The organism is Ignavibacteria bacterium (assembly GCA_017302895.1).
GTDB lineage: Bacteria > Bacteroidota > Ignavibacteria > Ignavibacteriales > Ignavibacteriaceae > UTCHB3.
Genome location: JAFLBV010000001.1, coordinates 29,674 through 53,321 on the forward strand (window position 1 = coordinate 29,674; position 23,648 = coordinate 53,321).

17 protein-coding genes and 1 other RNA gene are annotated in these 23,648 nt (G+C 42.3%); 11 read left to right on the forward strand and 7 right to left on the reverse strand.

What is annotated here, in order from left to right; all coding sequences use genetic code 11:
* Positions 1-25 precede the first annotated feature (25 nt).
* Positions 26-670, forward strand: a complete 645-nt coding sequence (locus J0L60_00125) for a PorT family protein (GenBank protein ID MBN8544511.1) — start codon at positions 26-28, stop codon at positions 668-670.
* A gap of 63 nt (positions 671-733) precedes the next feature.
* Here J0L60_00125 and J0L60_00130 read toward each other — a convergent pair whose 3' ends face one another.
* The 3 genes from J0L60_00130 to J0L60_00140 are packed head-to-tail and all read right to left on the reverse strand — an operon-like array spanning position 734 to position 4,649.
* A complete protein-coding gene (locus J0L60_00130; GenBank protein MBN8544512.1) occupies positions 734-2,212 on the reverse strand; it encodes a protein kinase family protein in 1,479 nt (492 codons plus the stop codon).
* A 54-nt stretch (positions 2,213-2,266) separates the two neighbouring features.
* Positions 2,267-3,352 (reverse strand): LptF/LptG family permease, encoded by a 1,086-nt coding sequence (locus tag J0L60_00135; protein ID MBN8544513.1) that lies wholly within the window; start codon positions 3,350-3,352, stop codon positions 2,267-2,269.
* The gene (locus J0L60_00140; GenBank protein MBN8544514.1) at positions 3,345-4,649 is read right to left on the reverse strand and encodes an LptF/LptG family permease; all 1,305 of its coding nucleotides are present in this window, start codon (positions 4,647-4,649) and stop codon (positions 3,345-3,347) included. The genes J0L60_00135 and J0L60_00140 overlap by 8 nt, the downstream gene beginning before the upstream one ends.
* A 115-nt stretch (positions 4,650-4,764) precedes the next feature.
* Between J0L60_00140 and J0L60_00145 the strand changes: the two genes are divergently transcribed.
* The 7 genes from J0L60_00145 (at position 4,765) to J0L60_00175 (ending at position 11,731) form a co-directional block, all read left to right on the forward strand.
* Positions 4,765-5,775 carry a hypothetical protein gene (locus tag J0L60_00145; GenBank protein ID MBN8544515.1) on the forward strand — a complete coding sequence of 337 codons (1,011 nt, stop codon included), beginning with the start codon at positions 4,765-4,767 and terminating at the stop codon, positions 5,773-5,775.
* A 14-nt stretch (positions 5,776-5,789) separates the two neighbouring features.
* Positions 5,790-7,157, forward strand: a complete 1,368-nt coding sequence (locus J0L60_00150; protein ID MBN8544516.1) for a dipeptidase — start codon at positions 5,790-5,792, stop codon at positions 7,155-7,157.
* Positions 7,158-7,171: 14 nt separating this feature from the next.
* A complete protein-coding gene (locus J0L60_00155) occupies positions 7,172-8,050 on the forward strand; it encodes a hypothetical protein (protein ID MBN8544517.1) in 879 nt (292 codons plus the stop codon).
* Positions 8,051-8,137: 87 nt separating this feature from the next.
* Positions 8,138-9,217: an aminomethyltransferase family protein gene (locus J0L60_00160; GenBank protein MBN8544518.1), complete on the forward strand. Its 1,080-nt coding sequence runs from the start codon at positions 8,138-8,140 to the stop codon at positions 9,215-9,217.
* A 41-nt stretch (positions 9,218-9,258) separates the two neighbouring features.
* Positions 9,259-9,807 carry a cob(I)yrinic acid a,c-diamide adenosyltransferase gene (locus J0L60_00165; GenBank protein MBN8544519.1) on the forward strand — a complete coding sequence of 183 codons (549 nt, stop codon included), beginning with the start codon at positions 9,259-9,261 and terminating at the stop codon, positions 9,805-9,807.
* 13 nt (positions 9,808-9,820) lie between these two features.
* Positions 9,821-10,173: a transfer-messenger RNA gene (gene ssrA, locus J0L60_00170) on the forward strand.
* A gap of 148 nt (positions 10,174-10,321) precedes the next feature.
* On the forward strand, positions 10,322-11,731 hold the full coding sequence (locus J0L60_00175) for an endonuclease (protein ID MBN8544520.1): 1,410 nt from the start codon (positions 10,322-10,324) through the stop codon (positions 11,729-11,731).
* A 30-nt stretch (positions 11,732-11,761) separates the two neighbouring features.
* Here J0L60_00175 and J0L60_00180 read toward each other — a convergent pair whose 3' ends face one another.
* Both J0L60_00180 and J0L60_00185 read right to left on the reverse strand, forming a co-directional pair.
* Positions 11,762-13,036, reverse strand: a complete 1,275-nt coding sequence (locus J0L60_00180; protein ID MBN8544521.1) for a PAS domain-containing protein — start codon at positions 13,034-13,036, stop codon at positions 11,762-11,764.
* A gap of 18 nt (positions 13,037-13,054) precedes the next feature.
* Complete coding sequence (locus J0L60_00185) at positions 13,055-15,955, reverse strand: PAS domain-containing protein (GenBank protein MBN8544522.1); 2,901 nt, start codon at positions 15,953-15,955, stop codon at positions 13,055-13,057.
* Between the two features lie 348 nt (positions 15,956-16,303).
* Here J0L60_00185 and J0L60_00190 point away from each other — a divergent pair, with 348 nt between their 5' ends.
* The 3 genes from J0L60_00190 to J0L60_00200 are packed head-to-tail and all read left to right on the forward strand — an operon-like array spanning position 16,304 to position 20,126.
* On the forward strand, positions 16,304-18,385 hold the full coding sequence (locus tag J0L60_00190) for a PAS domain S-box protein (GenBank protein ID MBN8544523.1): 2,082 nt from the start codon (positions 16,304-16,306) through the stop codon (positions 18,383-18,385).
* Positions 18,382-19,575 carry a PAS domain-containing sensor histidine kinase gene (locus tag J0L60_00195; GenBank protein ID MBN8544524.1) on the forward strand — a complete coding sequence of 398 codons (1,194 nt, stop codon included), beginning with the start codon at positions 18,382-18,384 and terminating at the stop codon, positions 19,573-19,575. The genes J0L60_00190 and J0L60_00195 overlap by 4 nt, the downstream gene beginning before the upstream one ends.
* Entirely contained in the window at positions 19,575-20,126 is a 552-nt protein-coding gene (locus tag J0L60_00200) for a GNAT family N-acetyltransferase (protein MBN8544525.1), read from the forward strand. Before J0L60_00195 ends, J0L60_00200 begins: the two co-directional genes overlap by 1 nt.
* On the opposite strand, the gene tsaA is transcribed toward J0L60_00200, so the two are convergent.
* Complete coding sequence (gene tsaA, locus J0L60_00205; GenBank protein MBN8544526.1) at positions 20,116-20,823, reverse strand: tRNA (N6-threonylcarbamoyladenosine(37)-N6)-methyltransferase TrmO; 708 nt, start codon at positions 20,821-20,823, stop codon at positions 20,116-20,118. The genes J0L60_00200 and tsaA overlap by 11 nt on opposite strands.
* A gap of 6 nt (positions 20,824-20,829) precedes the next feature.
* The gene (locus tag J0L60_00210; GenBank protein ID MBN8544527.1) at positions 20,830-23,526 is read right to left on the reverse strand and encodes a T9SS type A sorting domain-containing protein; all 2,697 of its coding nucleotides are present in this window, start codon (positions 23,524-23,526) and stop codon (positions 20,830-20,832) included.
* Positions 23,527-23,648 lie beyond the last annotated feature (122 nt).

Below are 23,648 nucleotides of genomic sequence, written 5' to 3' on the forward strand. Positions count from 1 at the left end.
GTATAAATTAACCAAAGACAAAGAGATGAAAAAGACAGCAGTTTTAATTTTATTGATTTCAGTATTTGTAAAAGCTCAAGGAAATATTGGAATTGAAGCCGGACTCTCGAAAGCCGGATTCGCAACCATAACCACACATCAAGAAACCGCGGTTTTGAAACCGTTTGTTGCGGTTTTCTCCGATGTACAAATTTCAAATTATCTTTATGTCAGCCCACAGTTTGGATTTTCAAAGCGGGGTGGTGATCTCTCACTGCTTTCGTCGCCCGTCACCTCTCCGGTTGCGCTCACACCAAAAGCCACAAAATATGAGTATGATCTGAATTATCTCGATTTCACGATCCTCTTAAAATCACGGTACACTCCCGAGGATGGACCGCTGACAGTCTCGGCATTTGCGGGGCCATCGGTGTCATACCTGCTTGGAGGTAAAGTAAAGGAGTATTACGCTGTTGGAGGTACTTTGGGACCAAAGGATGTGGAGGGGATTACGAGTGTTTCACTCGGACTTGTTTATGGAGCCGGGTTCAGTTTTCTGGTGCCGGGAGGAGAAATAGATTTCAGAGCTGTTTTCTACACCCAGTTCAACTCATCGGTCGAAGCAAATTCAGGCTTGAGTTTGAAAAACTTTGCCCAGGGACTCGGAATTGCGTACAGGGCAGATCTGTAGAATCATATTCCCGAATCCCTGCAGAAATGTTTGTCGCCTGTAAGATGAAAACCGCCCCACAGGCTATTTGAAATTGGCTCTTAGCCTGCTGAGATAATTCTTTTTGAGTTCCAGTCTGGTTTTCTCATCGGCACTGAAATTTGCCGTTTCAGGTAATTTTGACTCCAGTGAAACTGCATAATTTTCGAGGTAGAGCCAAGCGTTTTCACCCTCATTTTTAAGGATTGAATAGCATCCGAGAGCCAGTGATGCGTCGAGTTGTTTGACCGATTTGTCAGACTTGTTCGAGGCTTTCTCAAGTTTGGGATAAGCTGATTCAAGCTTATCCGACTTCAGATCAACCAGTCCATTATAAAGTTCGGTGAAAAACTCAAGGGAAATTTTCCCTGTTGAATCGAGTTGATTTTGTCTTGTCAGAAGCAGGTCTCTCTCTACAGAGGCTGACTGAAGAATAATCTCTGAAGTTTCCTTTGCTAAAACTTTCAAAGAATCACTCTGAACAAGTTTTGGAGTTGCAGCCTGTCGTGACTGTTCCAGCAGAGCAGGATCGGGACTTTTAGTTCCAAAAATGGATCCTTTGAAGATATAGAGCAAACCCCCGGCCGCAAAAGTTATGATGAGAAGAATAAGAAATATGTTGACCAAAGACATTTTTGGTCTTGCACTTTTTTCCTTGATCAAATTATCAGCGGTGGATTCTGCGATGGTATCAGAACCTTTCAGAATGGCTGTAACTTTTACTCTCGAGCCGCTATCCACCCTACCGGCTTCCGGAGGAGCTTCAAATTTTTTTGCTGCATCAGCTTCAAGTTGAGTCCTGACGCTTTTCAGATCAGCAATCAATCCTGAGGCATCACGATAAGTGGGGGAGTCGAGGTTCACCGCTTTATGAATAATCTCGAGGAGTTGTTTTGGAATACTTGCGGGTTTTGCCTGCAAGACGGCCGCGAAATTCAGATTGGTTTGCAGCAGGGTATCCTGATTCAGGAAACGAAACAGAATGGCTCCACATCTGGCTACATCCCTGATCCGTGCTTCGAAAGCATCGTTTTCAGCCAGTTCATATTCGCCTGTTACCCTGACATTTTCAAAATGCACAAGCCAGTTCCCACCGATTTTTATTTTTTTCCCCTGAATGAAAAAAATCATACTTTCATCAAGGAACCCGACGGCATATCCGAGGTTGTGGAGTTCTTCCAATGCTTCGAGTATCTCTGTTACGATGTCAACTGCTTTTACAGGATCGAGCGGGCGATTTAAAGTGTAGAAATAATCAAAGAGAGACATCTGAGAAGGGTACTCGGTGATTACAACGAGTCTGCCTTCGTGGTAAAACAGTTCGAAAATCTTGAGGACTGACTCAAAACCGAGTTTACGAAGTTTTTTAAGACCTTCGAGGTTGACCGGTTCAGTTTCAGATTTTGAAATCAGAAGCTGTACTTTCATTCCAAGAGAGGCATGAACTGCTTCGAAGTAGTCAAAATCTTTCCAGGTGCCTCTTTGCATAAGAAGGCTGTAATTACCAATTATTGTTGTTTCCATAATTACTCATCACTTTTTAGTGAAAATAAGAAAAAGAAATGAAATTGAAAAATTTCATCCTTTAATTCTTGAAAGATTAAATAAAGCTGCCGCCAGAAACAGGAGGTTTACCAGCCAGGCAGTAACAAGAGGATCGAGTGACCCGTTTTTCCCGAGTGCTGAGACAATCTGCATTACACTCAAATAGACAAAAGTTACAAGGATATTAATTCCGAATTGAAGTGCCAGTCCGGTGCGTCTTTTTACGGTAGAGATTGGCAGCCCAAAGATGATAATAATAATTGCGGTGAAGGGAAACGAGAACCTGGAATAGTATTCTATTTCCACTCTTTGGGAGTCGTACCCGGCATTTTTTGTATCCTGGATCAGCTTTTTCAACTGGGGATTACTCAGAATCTCGAGTCGCTGCTGTTTAACCTGCAGATCTTCCGGTGTGAATTTGAGTCCCGCCACTTCCATTTCTTCAAACGGTGTGAATTGATCGTTGAGCCGTCCAAAAACCCGAACAGTTCCCTTAAATGCGGTCCATACTTTTTTCCTCGGATTGTATACCATCCGCTCGGCATCGATGCGTTGGGTCATTCTTATCGAAGATGAGGAATCGTATGTCTGAATACCCACTTTGTAAGCTTCCAGCTTTTCATGATTGAAATAAAAAATATTTACAATCTTACCCGGGGGGTCCTGGAAGTAAAGATTGCTAATTGCCGAAGCCTCACCTTTTTTCAGGTATTCTGCTTCAATTCTGGTTTTAATAGTATTCGCTTCAGGAACAACATAACCGCCAAAGTAGAAGATCAAGCCGGAAATGCCAACACATACCAACAGAAACGGCAGCATGAATCTGTAAATAGAAATGCCGCTTGATTTTATTGCCGTAAGTTCATTGTTGTTCGACATCTTACCGGCAGTAAACAAACCCCCGAAAAGAACCGCAACGGGTGTCATAAGCTTCAGTATCTCAGGAATAAAAACGAGATAATAATTGAGAATTATCGGAAAATCCACATCATTATCGATAAAATTATCAAGGTTTTCCATCAGGTCAATGATGACGAAGAGGAGAGTAAAGGCTAACAATCCGTAGAAGACAGAAGCTATAAAGCTCTTGATAATGTACCTGTCGAGAATCTTAAGCATCGTCGGAGACTCTTCTGAATTTTTTAGGAATAAACCGCTGCAATCCCGAGAAATCGATAGTTGCGTTATCACGGACAGATCTGAAGAAGAGATAAACTCCCATCGCGGCAAGAATGACATTGGCTGCCCACATTCCTAAAAATGGAGAAACAAGGCCTCTGTCAGCCAGTTTCTCTCCACCAATCAGGAATGACCAGTAAAGGAGAAAAAAGAAAAGGCTGATGCTTGCGGCCGCTCCAAAGCCTCCTCGCCGGGTCATCATACCGAGGGGAACACCGAGCAAAAGGAAAACGATACACGCCGCGGGGATGGAATATTTTTTCTCCACTTCAACCATATAAGCATTTTGTTGCATGATCAGATAGTCCTGAGCGGCGAGGGTGGTTTCGATAGTTGCAAGTTGTTGCTTGATGCGTGAAGAGAGTCTGGCTTTCCAGGTATCCTTGCCGGTGTCCCCGGCGTTCATTGCCGGCAGTGCTGAGCCTGCTGAATCACCGTAAAAAAACGGATTTGCCACCCGCTTCATTATCTGCACATGCTCCTCAAAAACCCGGGCAAGACTGTCGGCACGCTGCCGAAGTTCCACTATTCCGAGTTCACGGTCAGAACGGTACTCGTCAGTAATTTTCTTTAAAGAAAATTGCTCAGAGTTCATCAGGAGGATATGTTTTTTAAATTTCAATTTTCTGTAGAGGTGTCCGTCACCTTGTTCATGTATTTCGCCATCATAAAGATTCATCAAGAGTTTGGAGCGATCCTGATTAAAATTCAAGTCAGCCTTTTTTGCAGTTAGGATATTTACTGAGCCGGACCTGCTGTTATCGTAAATCTTTACATTTACAAGTTTGTTTGAATCCTGCGTGATTTTTTCGGCAAGAATTGCATACCCAATGATGTCGGTCATAAAAACATTCGGGACAATCGAGAGCGCCGGCCTTGTGGCTGTGATTTCCCACATAAGGTTTTTAGTTTTGTGGTTGGCATCAGGTAAGATGTTGTTATTGAAATAAATAAGGAACCAGACGAGTGAGGCTGCCATGATAAAAGGGATGGCGGTAAGCCTGTAAAGGCTAAGCCCGGCCGCCCTGATTGCGGTAATTTCATTATTTTGGGACAGGCCGCCGAATGCCATCAAGGTTGCGACAAGGACTGACATGGGCACCACCAAAACCATCATCCATGCAAGATTGTAAGCAATCAGTTGCAGGATCAGCAGTGTATCTATCCCTTTCCCGATCAACTGTTCCGCAAATCTCATGAGAAACTGGAGGATAAATACCGAAAAAAGTGAGAACACTGAGAACAGAAAAGGTATGAAAAATTTCCTTGCAATGTAAAAACTTAAGATCATTTTGGCCGGGCGAACTCTCGGAATTTTTTGTGAGTGTAAAACTGCTTAGTTTTGTAATTAAATGAAATTAAAATATTTAAATATAGCAATTCTGATCCTAACTATAGCAGCACTATTTTTTGAATTGAGCCGCTGCAGTACGGCTGCAGGATTGGTACCCGGTTACCCCGCATGGCTTGTTGACGGTGAAAAGTATCCTCAGCAGACTTCAGGTATCACCTTCATAAAAAATGATGAGCTTGGTCAGCCGGTGTTTATAATTTGCGATGACAAGCAGGCACTTCATTATTTGAAGGTCGTTGATGCTGAGTTCACCCTGACATCAATAGAGATTGATTCCTCGGTAACTGACACAATTCCACCTAAAGTTAAACTGGACATGGAGGACATCGCCTACGACAAGTACACAAACAAGGTGTACATAAGTATCGAGCCTGAGAAAAGATACAGGCAGCAATTTGGGATATATGAACTTGTGTTTAAGGACAATGATATATTCTCAGGGAGAGTGACCGGATTAAAACGGCTCGTAATTACCCCCGATTCTCTGTTTCATCAATATATTGAAGATAATACAGGGTATGAGGGGCTTGCAGTCGACTCAAACTGTTTATATTTGGGTCTTGAAGGAATTAAAAGAGGGGAAACCTCATTCGACGGCAGTATAATTAGAGTGGTTGACAAAAAAACGCTAAAAATAGTTGCAACCATGCTATTGGATTCGTTGGGGGTAAACACAATTACCGGACTGGCAATGGCAGATGACGGAACACTTTGGGGTGTCGACAGAAACAGGTTGAACTTTTTTAATTTAAAATTTGATAATAAATTTACAGTCACGAATATTAGAGTTTTTAACATCACAAACTACATTCCGGGCTATCATCAGTACCGGTATGCAGCCGCAATCGAGGCAATTTCACTCGATAAAACAGGTTTTGTTTATTTAATCGATGATCCATTCACAAAAGAATATGTACCTGTAGAGAACATATTAAGAAAAATGGACAAGAAGACAGAAAAAAGATTCAAGGAACTTGTTCCTATAATTTACAAGTACAAAATGGAGTGATCCACAGGAAGACCATGAACAAGACAGAAAAATTTGTAAACGATAACATAGATAAATTCATAGCCGAACTTGGCGAATTTCTAAAATTTGAAAGTATCAGTACTCTTCCCGAAAAAACGGAAGAAATGAAAAAATGTGCCGAATTCACGGCAGCGAAGATGCTGGAAGCCGGTCTCGACAAAGCGGTCGTACTCGAAACCGGTGGACATCCGGTCGTATATGGTGAACGCTTAAGAGTGCCGGGGGCACCAACAGTTCTTATATATGGTCACTATGATGTGCAGCCTGTGGACCCCGTTGAATTATGGAGCAGTGCTCCTTTCGATCCGGTCATAAAGGACGGTAAGATATTTGCAAGAGGTGCAACCGATGACAAAGGTCAGCTTTACATGCATATAAAAGCTGTTCAGTCTATTCTCGCCAACTCTGCCGAACTTCCGGTGAATGTTAAATTCATTATCGAGGGAGAAGAGGAGATCGGGAGTCCGAGCCTTGAACCTTTCCTTAAGGCTAACAAAGAACTATTAAAGTGTGATGTTGTGCTGGTTTCCGATACTGCGCTCTATGCTCCAATGTTGCCAACACTGACATATGGACTTAGAGGTCTTTGTTACATGGAAATTGAAGTAACCGGACCTAATAGAGATCTTCATTCGGGGACCTTTGGAGGTGCTGTGGCAAATCCGATCAATATCCTGTCTCAGATGATTTCAAAAATGCACGATGAAAACGGAAAAGTGGCAATCCCGGGCTTTTATGATGATGTGCTTGACCTGACAACCCATGAGAGAGAGGAGCTTGCCAAACTTGAATTCTCTGAGGATGAATATAAAGCACACCTCGAAGTGAACGCTCTTTGGGGTGAAAAAGGATACACAGTAATTGAAAGAACGGGTGCCAGACCCACACTTGATTGTAATGGCATTTGGGGTGGCTTCTCGGGTGCAGGTGCTAAAACTGTCATTCCTTCTAAAGCATCCGCCAAAATAAGCATGCGACTTGTTGCAAATCAGGATCCTGAGAAAATTGGAGTATGTTTCACTGATTTTGTGAACAGTATTGCTCCAGAATCGGTAAAAGTAAAAGTCAGCGCTGTTCATGGTGCTGAGGCATGTCTCGTGCCAATTGAATCAAAAGCCATTACTGCAGCAGCAAAAGCCTTAAGCAGAGCATTTGGCAAGGAAACGGTTTATCAAAGGGAGGGCGGAAGCATTCCTGTGGTTGCCAAGTTCAAGAAATACCTCGGAGCCGACTCCGTTTTGATGGGTTTGGGACTAAACACTGAGAATCTTCACTCACCTGATGAGCATTTTGATCTCAATCATTTCAGACTGGGAATAATCAGCTCAGCATATTTCATGGAAGAATATTCCGGAAAGTAAATAACGGTTTTAAGATGAAGTTTAAATATTTAATAGTTTTTGTTCTTTTTTACGGATTGGCAATTTTTGTCGCCGGATGTGGTGATGATGAGACAGCGGATCCGGCAGATACAGGTTCCACTGCCACAACAGAACTTGTGGAGGATCAGCCTGACAAGGATAAATCGATTCAGGAATTCAATCTGGAAAAGAGGAAGAAACAGACAAAAACCAGATTCCCTGGCGACACAATTGATCTGATGGAAGCTGTTCTGAAAACCTACCCAAAAGGTAGTTATGTTATCGAAGAGGATATTCCAAACTCGCTTGGTATTCCTCCTGCTGCTGTGATCTACAGACAGGATGGTGCAAACAAGATGGTCTTTGCCCTCATCGCCACATCCCGTGAAGGGATGGAACGGGACCGTCTGATCGAGTCGAAAAATGTAATCGGGTATGATCAAAGTTTTATTGACTACGACAGTACACGGCTTGGAACAGCACTTTTCTTTATGACCGGGTTCACGATAGACGGCAGAAATTTCAGCCGAATCTGGGAAAAATATACTCCTTCCCATGGTGGATTCAGATTGATGACACTTCAAAACTGGGCTGTGAAGAACATTCCCTACATCAAAGTGGATTTCTATGCCCAATTCAAGAATGCCACTTTTTACTTCAATTATTTCTTTTTGAATGGATTTAATCAGAAACCACATCTTCTGCTTACATATGAAGGAATAAACCAGAGGAGAGTGATGACAGATGCGAATGGTGATAAGTTCCCGGATTACATAGAATATGTGTTTGTGGATAACGACCAGGTTATTTCTGTCGTCGATTCTGTTACCTATATCTGGAAGGACTCACTTTATGTGAATACCAGATATCCTGAAAAGGTTACCCCTTACTGACAATTCAACCGTTAGTGTGCCGGGAAGTTGATCAGCTTTCCGGCTAACTGCATCTAAATCAAAATTTAATAATATTTTCAAGTGAACATGACCGATAAAATTTTTACATCAGTAATTCAGAATATGCTAACCGAGAATGGTTACACCTATGAAGCCGGGACGAACCATTGCTTTCTCGCTCTGTCGAAGAGAGGTTTGAGAGGGGATATCGAATTATTGAAAAGTGGAACAGCGATTCGCGACACCTCCTCTTTTTGTACCCTGGAAATAAAAGGGGACGATTCTCTCGACTTCCTGAACAGAATTAGCACCAACGATCTTCGCGGTTTAAAGCCGGGTGAGAGTATCCGCACGATTTTCTGCTCTGACAAGGGCAGAATCATCGACTCCGTACTTGTTGTCAATGAAGGACTCAGATTTCTGATTTTTGGCACGGGAGGAAGTTCTGATAAACTGACCAGATGGATCAATAGATATATTATCACAGATGATGTAAATGTGAAGGATATTACCGGTTCATTTGGCAGTTTCGAAATCTATGGCCCACAGGCTCAGACTGTTATCATCCTCCTCTCGGGAATAAAAGATGAGGAACCAAACAGGATTTATAACTTTGAGTTTGAAGACAAGTTGTTCAGCATTCTCAAGTACAACTATGCCGGAAAATCGGATCGTTATCTCCTGTTTGGGGAGCCAAGATGCTTCGAAAAACTTGCCGGTTATATTTTGAAGTATGACGGACCCTTCAATATCGATTTCGTTAGTGAACCTGCATTTCAGCATTATAATATTGAAAACATCACACCGGGAGAGACTGAAATATCTGATTCCTTCAATCCACATGAAGTCAAATTAATGAGTGAAGTGTCACTTAGAAAGGGTTGCTTTATCGGTCAGGAAGTGATTGCCAGACTTGACACTTACGAAAAAGTCCAAAAATTTCTCGTGCAGCTTGAGGTGAGCGAGGGTTCCCAAGTGGTTCTCCCGGCACAACTTCTCGACATTGACGACAAAGACGCTGGAGTGCTGACATCAATTTCAGCTTACCATACCAATGGAAAGGTGAAGGCACTTGGACTCGTTCGCAAAAACCACCTTCAAAAGGGGACCGTTTTGTTTGCCCAATCAGGTGCGGACAGAATAAGTGTCGCGGTAAAGGAACTTTAACCATTTCATTTTGATTACAATAGTAAACAAAACTGAGAAAGATGAAAATTTATACAAAAACCGGTGATAGTGGTGATACAGGACTCTTTGGTGGTCAAAGGGTGGGCAAAGACAGCACACGGATAGAAGCATACGGAACCGTAGACGAATTAAATTCATTTATCGGACTCGCTTTGTGTGAAGTCAAAAGTAAAGACCTTATTGATGATTTGAGACTTATACAAGACCGGCTTTTTACCGTTGGTTCCGACCTTGCGACTCCGCTCGATTCAAAGATCAAAAATTTTAATTTACCTAGAACCGAAGAAATATTTTTTGAAGATCTGGAAAAAAGGATAGATTTTTACTCTATTCAATTGGAAGAGCTTCGGAATTTCATACTTCCGGGGGGAAGCAAAGGGGCATCACTTCTTCATGTATGCCGAACGGTCTGCAGAAGAGGGGAGAGACTGGTAGTGGAATTGATGCACCATGAGGAATTGAACAAAAATATTGTTATATTTCTGAACCGTCTTTCAGATTTTTTCTTTGTTGCGGCCCGGTATGAAAATCATATCACAGGTAATGAAGATCTGAAATGGGAAAAATAGATTAAAGTTTCACGGGGGTGAAATTGGCTTCGACGGGGTTGACAGGAGCCTTGGATTGCGTACCGTGTTATCCGCAGACACGTTAAACAGCGGTAAAAAAACAACAGGCGAATCTTACGCCCTCGCAGCCTAATTAGTTAGGCTGCCGTTTACGCAGAGTTCTCGTATCGACTCTGTAGTGAACGCCATTTAGATACGATAGCTGATCCGATTTCCGGGCAGGTGAGGCGAATCTTTTACCGGATATTAGCCGTGCGATCCAGTCAGACGGAGCAAACGGAAGGAAATTAAAATTCTGACTATGTGCGTAGTATATCCTCTGAGCCTCAACTTCGGACGCGGGTTCGACTCCCGCCACCTCCACCATTTTATGTGATAGTATCTGTTGTACCCTCCTTTTCGGGTGACACTCCTTCTGCGATCAACCGGTCGCTTATCTCTAATGGTAAATAATTAACTTGTTCAGTAATTTGAGGTCGCATTCTGCGTGCGTCCTGTGTATGGAAGTCATCAAATGATGAAAAAAAACAATTTCTCTCTCTCCACAATAACAGTCGTTTGCCTGTCACTAACATTCAGCCTCTCATCCCTTCAAGCACAGAACACAGAGGCGGATTATTATCAAAATGCTTATAAACTCTACGGAACCGCACTAAGAACGGCACTTCATAATATTGTTAAAGGTCACACGGTGATCAGCTATGATGGACTTTACACAGCTTTCCCTTCCACCGATTCCAAACCCGGTACAAACAATGTCTGGGATATATACTCCGACAAACCGGGCGGCACACCGTCTTATCTTTATGTGCACGGCTTAAAGAAATGCGGCAGCTATTCAGGTGAAGGAGACTGTTACAATCGTGAACATTCATGGCCTGACAGTTGGCTGGGTGCCACAAATCCTGCAAGATCAGATCTTTTCCACATGTACCCTACAGACGGATATGTGAACAACAGAAGAAGCAACTATCCGTTCGGCACGGTCGCTTCGGCAACCTGGACTTCCACAAACGGGAGCAAAGTAGGAAGCTGTTCATTCCCCGGTTACACATCCACTGTTTTTGAACCAATTAATGAATTTAAAGGTGATCTTGCAAGGTCGCAGATGTACATGTCTGTAAGATACTATTTGGAAGACAGCGGTTTTTCAACAAGTCCTGCAACCAATAAATCGAATCTCCTGCCATGGTATGCCAATCTGCTTTATTCGTGGCACATAAAGGATACCGTCAGCACTAAAGAAATCAACCGGAACAACGCCATTTTTGTATATCAGAAAAACCGGAATCCGTTTATTGATCATCCTGAATTTGCAGCCGAAATCTGGCAGACAGATATGAAACCACAGGTAGTGAAACTTTATCCCGATGCGAATTCATTAGTTATAGATTTTTCAAGGTACATCGACTCCAGCGTCGCGGTCAATCCGTTAAATTTCACCTGCAGCAACAATGGCGGGAATCCTGTTTCAGTTCAATGGGGGGTGGGTAATGATGTGTCGAAACTTCTTCTTACATTTCAGGGTCTGGCGAGCGGGACTCAGTATGCACTTCAGTTAAAAGGTTTGAAAAGCATAAACGGGGTGTTGATGAACGACACCACAGTAAATTTTACCACGAGTGGAACCACAGGCGTGGTTGAGTCTGAGAACACTGTGATCGCCTATAATCTCGAACAGAACTATCCAAATCCTTTCAACCCCTCGACTGTGATACGGTACCAAATCCCTGCAGAGAATCATGTTTCAATTAAGGTCTTCGATTCAATCGGAAATGAGATAGCAGTGCTGGTTAATGAAGATCAAAGTGCCGGCAGTCATTCCGTTAACTTCAATGGTGCGAATCTTTCGAGCGGCATTTATTTTTACCAGCTCCGTGCAGGCGGGTTTGTAAAAATGAACAAACTGATATTAATGAAGTAGATACTTCTCGATCTCCCGTCAGTACGGGTATTATTTTTTGGGGAGCGAAAAAGTAACTTTCGTTCCCTTTCCCAAAGCACTCTGAATATTAATGGTTCCTCCATGAAGGTCGATAACTCCCTTTGAAATATTCAAACCCAGTCCCGTCCCTTTTTCCTTCAAGGTTCCCTCCGTGGATAATCGCGTATCGATTCTGAAAAGTTTACCAAGGTCATCTTCACCAATTCCCGTACCTTGATCTTCAACTGAAATCTCGGTAAAATTGGCCACTTCCTCTGAAGATATGACTATTTTCCCACCGGGATAACTGAATTTGATCGCATTCGATATCAGATTTCTGAAGATGAGCTTCAGCATGTAGAGATCAGCCCAGACGGTTGCGTTTTTTCGTGTATTGTTTACGAACGAGATCTTTTTGAAGGATGCAGTTGCCTCAAAATCGAGAAACTGTGAATCAATCAACTGTTGGATGTCGACGAAGACACGCTTGATGGTGAAACCTTTTTTGTGGAAAATTGACCAGTCGAGCAAATCACTAAGCAAATCATACTGTCGCTTTATGCTCACATTTAATGAAGTGATCAGGTTAATTTTTTCATCCCGATTCATCAAGTCAAAATCGGTCAGCAGGAGTTCTGAAAGATTCAATAAAATGTGAAAAGGGCTTCGGAGGTCGTGAGATATGATGGCAAAAAACTTGTCTTTTGTGTTGTTTGCTTCTTCAAGTACCCTCGAATACTCCTCCAGTTTCCTATGGACGATTACTTCTTCTGTACTATCCACGATAGCAATAAGACAAGTGGCGCTGTCGTGAAATTGTATCCCCGTTAGGACGGCAAACACCTCTTTAGCATCTGCACCTTCGAGTATGACATCACACTTTGCATGTGAAGAAGAAGAGAAAATTTCGTTGAAAAACCGGTCAAAAACCACCAGAGATGATGGATCAACAAACCCGGAGAAATTTCTGTTTTTAATATTGCCCCCCTCAATTCCCAGCAATTCAAACGCATGTTTATTACAATCCACGAAGTTTCCAAGCCGGTCGAGCGTAAAGTAAGGAATCGGGGCGAAATCGAAAAGCAATCTGTATTTGTTCAGGAGTGATTGGGATAATTGAACCGAATTTTGCAATTCTTCATTTTGCAGTTCAAGTTCCATTTGATGGACACTTAATTCGTGAATCAAACGAAGGTTGTCCATGGTGTTAATCACAGAAGGGGCAGGAGACTCGTTCTCCGAAAGTTTTTTTTCTGCCTGAATTCTGAGTTCTTCAAAATCAGGAGTGGGGATGTTCTTTTTCATAAAATTTCTTTCTCACCTCTACGAGGTGATGTTAATCCCTGTCGCTATCAAACCGGAAACTTTTCCTTCTTCATCGTACATTTTACTAAACGACCACTCAACTCTAATGTTCTCGCCGTTTTTTCCTGTGACAAAATTGGTAAGGGAGACCGGATTTTTTTCAGCGAATTTTGAGAGCATTTCTATCTTGGCAGCGGATCTCAAATCATCCGGGACGAACATCTCGAAATAGTTTCTGTCTATTACCTCAGTTCTTGATTTGCCGAAGAGTTTTTCTGCTGCTTCATTGAACTCCAGAATTTTTCCAGCCGGTGAAATAGCAAAAGCAACTGATTTTGATAATTTGATCAGGTTTCCCAATACCTGACTTGTTTCTCTGAATCCCTCTTTCAGGAGCATTATATTTGTGATGTCTGTGAATGTAATCACAAGCCCGTCAATCCGGTCATCGAATGTACGGTAGGGGATTATCCGGACATTAAACCACCTTCCATCGAGTGATGCAACCGGTTTCTCGATGAAAATCAGAGATCTGAGTACTTCCCGGGCATCATGTGCCAGTTCCGGGTAATTAATTTCGGAAGTAAGATCTGTAAAGGGTCTTCCAATATCAGATTGAATAAGTTTTGCTATTTTAGTTGCCTGTTGTGTGAACCGTCTGATATTCAGGTTTTTGTCGAGGAAAATAGTTGCGATTTCGGTGCTGTTGAGTAAATTTTCCATATCGTTGTTGATGCGCGAATATTCATCAACTTTCATCTGGAGTTCCAGATTCACAGACTGAAGTTCCTCATTCAGGCTTTGCATCTCTTCCTTGGAGGTAGTAAGTTCTTCATTAGTCGACTGCAATTCCTCATTTGTCGATTGCAATTCCTCATTTGATGATTTCAGTTCCTCCTGTGATGTCTGCATTTCCTCCTGCAGCGATTGCAGATTCTCTCGCGCTTTTTGCAGTTCGTACTCGAGGATGTTTTCTTTATCCTGTACCGATATGTTGGTTTGAATCTCAATTGGAACAATTTTACTTGACAGGACAACAAGCACCAGGCCAAACAACTGTTCCGGTTTCTGAAGAAGCTGTATAATCATATCCACGGATCTGTTGACTCCATCATTCTGGAACCGGATATCGAGCGCGGTTTCTTTGTTCCCTGATTGAAGTGCTCTTCTGAACAGTATGGAAAAATCACTTCTCAACCGTTCGTGCAACATTGCAAATATATTCCAGTTCACCTTTCCGGTGGGAGGTTCGAGAAACTGACCTGATCTGCCGCTGATATACAGGATGTCACCACTTTGATTTAACAAAAGGCCGAGAGGAGCAAATTCCTTTAAAAGCAGTTGCTCCACGACCGATTGAAAATTATCGGTTTGAACTGCAGATGAGCCGGTCTTGTTTTGACCAGTTTTTTTTGAAGTGATTCCGGCAGGAATTTCAAGGACTTCAGCAGGTTGGGTGATTCCTTTTTTGATAAAAAGCCTGAATCTCGGTTCCAAAGTATCGAAAAGGTTATGACAGTTACCGATGGATTCAGCATTACCAAGAAGTAGAATCCCTCCCGGTTGCAGACTGTAATGAAAGAGGTGCAGGAGTTTTTTTTGTAATTCCGGCTCGATATATATGAGGAAGTTTCTACAAAGCAGAAGGTCAATTTTAGTGAACGGAGGATTTGAGATCACATTTTGTACGGCGAAAATGATCATTTCCCTTATTTCGGGCCTTACCCTGTAGCCTGAATTCTCTCTTATAAAAAAACGGTCGAGTCTGACCTGTGATACAGTTTCAGCAATTGTGAGCGGGAATGTCCCTTTGCGAGCGTGATCAATCGAGTCGGAGTCGAGGTCAGTGGCAAATATCTGAAGAATAAAGTGTCTGTCGGGTCTGATCTTTTCAACCGCTTCTTTGAAGATAATTGCCAGAGAATACGCTTCCTCACCGGTGGAACACGCAGGAATCCAAACTCTGATCACATCAGGTGTGGAGGAGGTGCTTAGAATTTCAGGCAGGATTCTGTCCCTGAGATGTTCCCAAGTTGCTGAATCTCTAAAGAAAGAAGTAACACCTATAAGAATTTCCTTAAAAAGTATTTCTGTTTCGGTGTTATTCTCCATTAGAAACTTGATATACTGTTGCACTTTGGTGATCTGATGCACTGACATCCGTCTTTCGATGCGTCTGTAGAGAGTGTTTTTTTTATAGCCGGAGAAATCGGTGCCAGTACTTGATCTGAGTAAAAGAAGTATCTTTTGGAAAGATGATTTGTCGATTGAGAGGAGTTTTTGTCTTCTGGTGTTTTTTTTCAAAAGTTCAAGCAATTTGGCAGGTAAAGCTGCCGGGATATCCACCACATCGGGTTCCAGAGTTTCAATTGTGTTCGAGGGCATGGCATCATATTTTGCCGATGCGGGGTCCTGCACAAGAACATATCCACCCGATTTTTGTATCTCTGCAACACCTTTTACACCATCATCTCCCATTCCAGAGAGAATAGTTCCGGAGCAATTACATCCATTGTCTTTTGCAAGAGAAGCAAAAAAAGTATCAATAGGGTATCTAACGCCTGAATCGGCCGGTGGCTCAAAAAGATGAAGAATTCCATTCATGACAGACATGACGGTGTTGGGGGGGATTGTGTAAAGCACATTCGGCTCGACCGGCATGCTTTCCTTCACTTCCACAACCTTCATTTTGGTAATTCTACGAAGAAGTTCAGGCATCATTCCTTTTGATTTCGGATCGAGGTGCTGAATGACCACAAAACCAATTCCTGAATCGACAGGCATGTTCTGGAAAAACTGTTCAAGAGCTTCAAACCCTCCGGCAGAAGCACCGATGCCTGCAATATGGAAGTTTATTTTTGCCTTGAGATTATTGCTGGTTCTCCCGGCTTTTGGAATATTGGACACTTTTTTGACCAAATGCTTTCGTTGGATTAAAAGTTTTAGTACAAATGTAATTTAATATAATAATTTATACCGATTCAAATTGTATAATACACAATAATCAGACCAAACACAAATTATATCTTTTTTCTTTTGTAAGGTTAAATCACACAACTTCGATTTAAATCTGTGAATGAGCCAAACTGATGTTTTGTTTCAAAAAAAATGATTAAATTTAACTGATAAAAAATTTTGATATTAAAGCAATTCTTAAGTTGTTTTTTTTTGATTTTGACATGAACAATTTTTACAATTTAGTGTCAAATTAATTCAGTTTAATTTGCAGCCAACTGTCTTAATTTACCGCAACAAGGTATAGATCATATGAAAGAATCCTTCGATGAATTGAATAAACTGGTCGCCGGTCTTGAAGCCGAAAATGAAAGACTCAGGCGCCGGTTAAGGGAACTGGAAATTGACCCTCAGAGTGATTCACACCCCCACAGAAGAAGGATGGAGGAGGTACTTAAGGAGACTGAACACAACTATGAAACACTGTTCATGTCAATGAATCAAGGCGTACTTTACCAGAATGCAGCAGGTGAAATTGTTGTGGCCAATCCTGCTGCGGAAGAGATACTCGGGCTGACTATTGAACAGCTTCAGGGAAGGACTTCCATGGATCCGAGATGGCGCGCAATCCACGAGGATGGAAGTGATTTCCCCGGAGATACACACCCCATTGTGGAGGCGCGAAGGACGGGCAAGCCGGTAAGAAATGTAATTATGGGGGTTTACCACCCGATTGAAGACAGTTACAGATGGGTCGAGATAGATGCAGTGCCCGAGTTTTATCCGGGTGAAACAACACCGTATCAGGTTTTTGTTACTTTTACAGATATCACGAAAATAAAGGAGCAGGCAGACAGCTTAAAGGCGAATGAAAAAAAATTCAGAAGCTATATTGAATCCGCTCCCATTGGTATTTTTATCGTGGATGAAGAAGGTCATTTTCTGGAAATTAATAATAGTCTGTGCGAAATGTTCGGGGTTGAGAGAGAATCGTTAATCAACAACAAATTATTTCAGTTTCTCGAGAAAGATGTTTACCCGCCCGCTCTTCAAATGGTCGAAAATGTGAAAAAATCCGGGCATCATTCAGGTGAATTGAATCTTCGCTTGAAAAACGGGAAGGAAATGTATTGCCTCGTAAGTGCAGTGAAACTTACCGATAATCAGTTTCTCGCTTTTATCCAGAATATTGATGAAATCAAAAAAGTGCAGTTCGCTCTCACCCAGGCAAAAGAAAAAGCCGAGACTGCTGCAAGAGTTAAAACCAGCATCCTGGCAAACATGAGTCATGAAGTACGCACACCTATGGTGAGTATCATGGGTTACTCGGAGTTGATTTATCACGAGAATATCGATCAGAACATTAGGGAACTGGTGGAAAAGATCATCTTTGGAAGCAGAAGACTCCTCTCTACGATGGACTTGATTCTGGATATGTCGAGACTGGAGTCGGGAAAAGTGATTGCAAAATCTGAATCGTTCGATCTGGTTGAATTGATGAAAAAAACAGCCAGATTCTATACCCTAATAGCCCGCGACAAAGGACTGGAACTCGAATTACAGATTCCTCGTGATCGACCCGTTATCATTCAGGACAAAAATACCCTTGAACAGGCGCTTCACAATATTCTGAACAACGCAATAAAATTTACAGAAAAAGGGAAAATTGAGATCCATATCCCGAAATTCCCCGTCTCCTCCGGAACAGTTGAAATTCTTGTAAAAGACACAGGTATCGGAATCCCTGACAAGTTGAAGGATGTAATATTTGAAAACTTTCGACAGGCGAGTGAAGGTCAGGGGAGGATGTATGAAGGGACCGGCCTTGGGCTTTCTGTTTCGAAGAAACTGATGGAGATAACAGGTGGAGATTTAATCCTGTTGAAAAGTGACTCAACCGGCTCCATATTTAGACTGTCGTTCCCGGTCCAGGTTGAGAGGTTCCTTCCCCAACTTCCTGAAAAATTCGAAAAGGGGGCTGACAAAGTTATTTCCGGTGTTGAAACGGACCCGGCGAAAAAATACAGAATTTTGATTGTGGAAGATGAAGTGTTAAACTCCACTATAATCAGAGAGCATTTAAAGGTGCAATATTTTGTGGATGTTGCTGACTCGGGTGAGGCTGCGCTCGGGATGTTGGAGATTGGTCAATTTGATCTTATTCTGGCTGATATAAATCTTGGCGGTGGAATGACGGGAGTTGAACTCGCTACCATCGTAAAATCAGATCCAAGAGTATCGGGAATTCCGGTGATTGCCATGACAGCATATGCCCTCGAAGGTGACATGGAGGAATTTCTTGCAGCGGGTTGTGATGACTACATTTCGAAGCCTTTTTTCAGGCAGGATATCCTAAATCTTTTAAAAAAACATTTACCATTGGAGAAAAAATGAACAAATCGGGGGGGGTCAAGGATATAATAGAGACTCTAAAGGAGAGTGAGGAAAAGCTTGAGATGTTTTTCTCACAGTCTCTCGACGGTTTTTTCTTTATGATGCTTGACGAACCGGTAGTCTGGAACGATGATATTGACAAGGATGCCACGCTGGAATATGTGTTTGCCCATCAAAGGGTAACGAAGATTAACGATGCAATGTTGAAACAGTATGGGGCAGAGCGGGATCAGTTCCTGAATCTTACTCCAAACGATTTTTTTGCACATGATATTGCATATGGTAAATCTGTATGGAAGGAATTTTTTGACCAGGGTCACCTCCATGTTGAAACAGAAGAGAGAAGATTCGATGGAAGCCAAATGTTTATTGAAGGTGATTACATTTGTATGTATGATAAGGATAAAAGAATCACGGGGCATTTCGGAATTCAGAGAGATGTTACTGAACGGAAACTGACTGAAGCCCGGTTGACACAGTTAAACGAAGAATTGAGGCAGTCAGACATTGAAAAGAACAAACTCTTCTCGATAATTGCTCATGATCTGCGGAGCCCGTTGCATGGACTTCTCGGACTCACGGAGGTTCTCTCGACGGACGCTGAATCCTTGGAAAAGACTGAAATAGTCAGGTTCAGCAGGGAGTTGCACATTACGGCCATGAGCATCTACAAACTCATTGAGAATCTCCTCGACTGGAGTCTGGTACAGAAGGGAAAACTGACTTTTCAACCTGTAACGACCGGTTTGTACCCGATTGTTCTGCAATGTATCTCTGAGGTCAACCAAAAGGCTATTCAGAAGGAAATTACCGTTATAAATAATGTAGCCAGGACTCAGATGATTTTTGCTGACGAGAAAATGATTTGCTCCGTAATTCGCAATCTGATTACGAATGCAATCAAATTTACCAACAGAGGGGGGACTGTGGTTATCACTTCTGAGGCGACAGATAAAGCCGTCACCATTTCTGTTCAGGATAACGGGATAGGGATGCCGGAAAGTCTGCGGGCACGGTTGTTCAGAATTGGCGAAAAAGTCAGAAGAACCGGTACGGAAAAAGAGCCGAGCAGCGGGTTGGGATTGCTTCTTTGCAAGGAGTTTATTCATAAACACATGGGCACTCTCACTGCAGTGAGTGAAGAAGGGAAGGGTTCAACCTTTACCATAACCCTGCCGGTAGGGCAATAATGAAAAACTTCCCCGAACTGCAACAGAGCCGCGTAGTCCTGAGAAAACCGTCATTAGAGGACACGGAGTTCATATTCAAACTTCGCTCCAATGTCGAAGTAGGGAAATATCTTGACAGGAAACTTCAGACAAAAATGCAGGAAGCAGAAGAGTTTCTTGATAAAATAATTAACGGCATCGCCGGGATGAACTGGCTTTACTGGATTATTACTAAAAAAGATTCCGGGAATTGTCTCGGAACCATCTGTCTCTGGAATTTTTCAGACGACAGAAAAAGTGCCGAAGTTGGATTTGAAATACTACCCGAATATCAGGGGAGAGGTTTTGCTTCAGAAGCACTTTCTGCGGTATTGAGGTATGGATTCTATGAACTGTCGCTGGACAAAATTGATGGATTCGTCGAATCAGCAAACTTCCGTTCCGTCGGACTGATGAAAAAATCCGGGTTCTCGCTTGCAAAAGAATTGGATGAGAAGTCTTCGATCGATGGAAGGGAGATCAAATGTTCGATTTATACCCTCGCAAAAGAGGAGTATTATCTCAGCTCCTGATCCGGATTTCGATCACAAAAACTTCCAGCAGATCAACATTTACTGTATAGAGGACCTCCCACTTCTTGTATGAAAGAATAAAAAGACCTTCTTCGACACAACGGATCCTTTTTCGCATGGTATCCTTCGGGTCCATTGTCAACTGAACGGTCGAATATCCCGAGATGTTCTCTCCATGTGTCGTCACGATCTCTCCGCCTGTTAATAATGCTGAGTCCGAAAATTTCACCGTAAACTTCGGTTTCTCTCCCGTTTTCACCCAGCCGCTTTCAGACTCAGGAAAAGAATCGGCATAAGGAATGTAAGGTTTAATATCAAGCACCGGGCTGCCATCGAGAATATCGGAGTTTTTAATATATAATTTCAATCCCTCCACTTTCACGAGAGTGACACAACTTAGACCGATGTTGTTTGGTCTGTGTGGTGATCTGGATGCAAAAACCCCGACTTTTTTACCCTTGTTACCCGGTGGAGTGACAAAAGGCTTCCACGAATTGTTCAAGTGAAACATGTAGATTACCCAGATTCTCTCAAATCCATCAAGATCCTTTACAGCCTGCTCAAAATTTTTGTAAGGTACCAGGTTTATGATAGAAAGATCATCTGAAGATAAAACCCCCTGTTGCGGAGTTTCATACCTCTCTTTGAGTCTGGATTCAACAAAACCGATTGGTTCAAATTCGTATTTTTCAGCCATCAAGTGTCATCTCAATATTATCATCTTGCCTGATAGCTTTTCATTTCCTGTCTCCAAACGGTAGAGGTAAATTCCGCTGGTCAAACCTGAGGCATCAAAAATATAGGAATGGGCTCCTTCTTGCATAAACTGTTGCAATGGAGTTGCCACCAGTTCTCCGACAGCATTGTAAACAGTCAATCTAATATGACCCGATTCCGCGAGACTAAATCGAATAGTTGTAACCGGATTAAATGGATTCGGGAAATTTTGATAGAGCATGGTCTTATCAGGAAGAAGGGTATTTGTTTCATCTTTCGTCCCGGTTGGATCTGTTGTTGAAATTTTGACGGCGTCAGCCCTTATCACGGGACCTGTCGTGCTCTCTCTGGAATCCACAACTGATACAGAAATATTATCTCCGGCAGTAAACTCGTATCTTCCGAGAGTCCTCCATGATCCACTGTTTGAATTTTGATTTACATGAAATGAATCGATTGGAAGACCACCCCTCTTAACGATATAGAGTGCATTGTTGGCGCTGTTTGTGGTTACAGGAACTATGAAGGAAACATCAAACAAGCCTGTTTTTCGGATTACACACGAAAAAGTTGCCACTGGCGGAGGTGTTGTCGTGTTGATGTAAGCATATCTGCTTGAGTTACCGTATGCCTGAGCCACACTTTTATACCATGCACCTGTCTCACTGTAATTTAGAGTATCAGTATCATCAACGATTTCAAAATAAGGCACAACAGTAAAGGTCACAGGAATTTTGAGAAAACCGTTAACCGGGTCGTTGCTAATTACTATAACAGTATCGGTGTGTATACCTCTTTGAGTTGGAATGAATTTTAATCCAATGCTGTATGGGGACATACCCGGGACAGTCTGCGGATAATTTATCGCCGGTTTTATCTTTCCGGTAACAGACAGTACAGAATAAAGAGTGAGGTTGTTGATTCCTTCGTTTCTGACGGGAATGTCAAAAATCAATGTATCCATCTCGTTTACTTCACCAAGATCGAGGAATGTTTTTTCACATACAAGGTATCTGTTCCGGACATTAGCAGAAATCCTGATTACATCAGCCGACATGGTTTTCGGAGAGGAGGTCGGATTCTTTCCGGTAACAACAAAACTGTAGAGGGAACCTGACTCAAATTCCTTTGATGTCAGATATGACCATTTATTTCGGGGTGATTTATTTTGCCAGCTAAAATTTTCAACCGGGAAGCCGTTTTTAAACATTTGAATATCGAGCAATTCGAGTTGATTGGCGACATCGGGGAATTGCAGGTGGAGCGAATGCCAGGTGGATTGAGATGGGACAAAGTTCCATCTCACTTTTGCGGAATCACCGGGTGGTATGGTCGCCACTCTGGAATCGATACCCCAGGATGCAGCAGTATTATTCGACCAGGATCCTGCCAGTTCTGAGTAGCCCTGGTCAAGATTGTCAATAAAAATATCATCGGGTTTATATCTTATGAACGCAGTCGAAAGGTTTCCCATTGTGTCGGTTATTGCGGTTCCAACCTTCAAAAGATCATCAACAAAAAAAGAGTTGACGGTTTTCCAGGTGCCGGGTGCTGTCTGAATGCAATCGGCAACAAAATAACGGTCATAGATATCCTTGATTGCGATAAAAGGCTGACTTTGAAAAATTGGTTCGTTCGTTGAGATTACAAATTTCCTCTGAATCCCCGAAACTTCTTCTGAAAGTGTCAGCTCGGGTTTTATTGTATCTGTTCCTTTTCTCCAAAGTTGATATGCTTCAACGGCTGTACAGTATTGAAACTTAACATTTGGGTAGAGAAGCGCAGCCTTGTGAGCAAGGGAATCGACATGAGCAATTTCATCGAGAAAAGTCCCTTCAGGGAGGTGAGACCAGAAGCATGCAAGCTGGTCGGTACCCTGATTCGCTTTTGAAAAGATATTGTTCATCATTGAAGTGGTTACAGACCCCATATACTTTGATCTTACATTCCATCCCTTTCCGGTTCCGGCAAGTTGATAGTTCTCAGGAGAAGGGTGAAATGGAACAAATTCGGGGGAAGCAAGTGACCAGTCGAAATTGTTGTCGCGAGGTTCCGTCAGATCAGTCCGCTTGGCAGGGTAATCGTTATGAAGGCTGTAGGGGAGAAGGGTATTCAGATAATTTTGCCATCCGTTATCCATGTAGTGCCAGCCACTTCTGAACGAAACGGGAAAAGTATTTTCTTCGAGGAGATACTGTGCAAGGGTGACATCGAAATCATCTTTCAATTCATTAAACTGTTCAGTTTGATTCCACCAAAAAACACCGTCATTATCGTAATCAGTCCAGCCAAAAGTGTGATAATGGAGAGTAAGTTCATCTCCCCACCTCGAAATGCTCTGTCCGTAATATTTTTTCATCAACCAAAGCGTCATTGTGTTAGGTACAGGGACATTGTTATTGGTCGCATAACGGAAGATATTTCCCGCCATCATCCACCATGTCAGTTTAACAGGAGTGCCGAAGGAGTCGGTAAAACGATTTCTAAATGAGGGCTCCATAACTTTATATGGATTTTTATTGACATCTGTAAACAATTGGATATTGTAGGTGCAGTTGTACCGGGCGGTGTTCATCCCGTCCCAGATTGCGGTATCGGAACCAAGAACTATGTACACTTTTCCTTGTGGTACAAGAAAAGAAGAGAGGGCGATTAAAAAGATCAGGAAATGATTCATTTTCATTTCAGCCACCAAGAAAATTTAAAATATAAACTAACTTAAGTAAATTTTTTCGAGATTACAAGCTAATAACTGTTGGAGGAATCCGGATCTTTTTCGAAGAGTGGGTAGTTGTCCTTATAAGC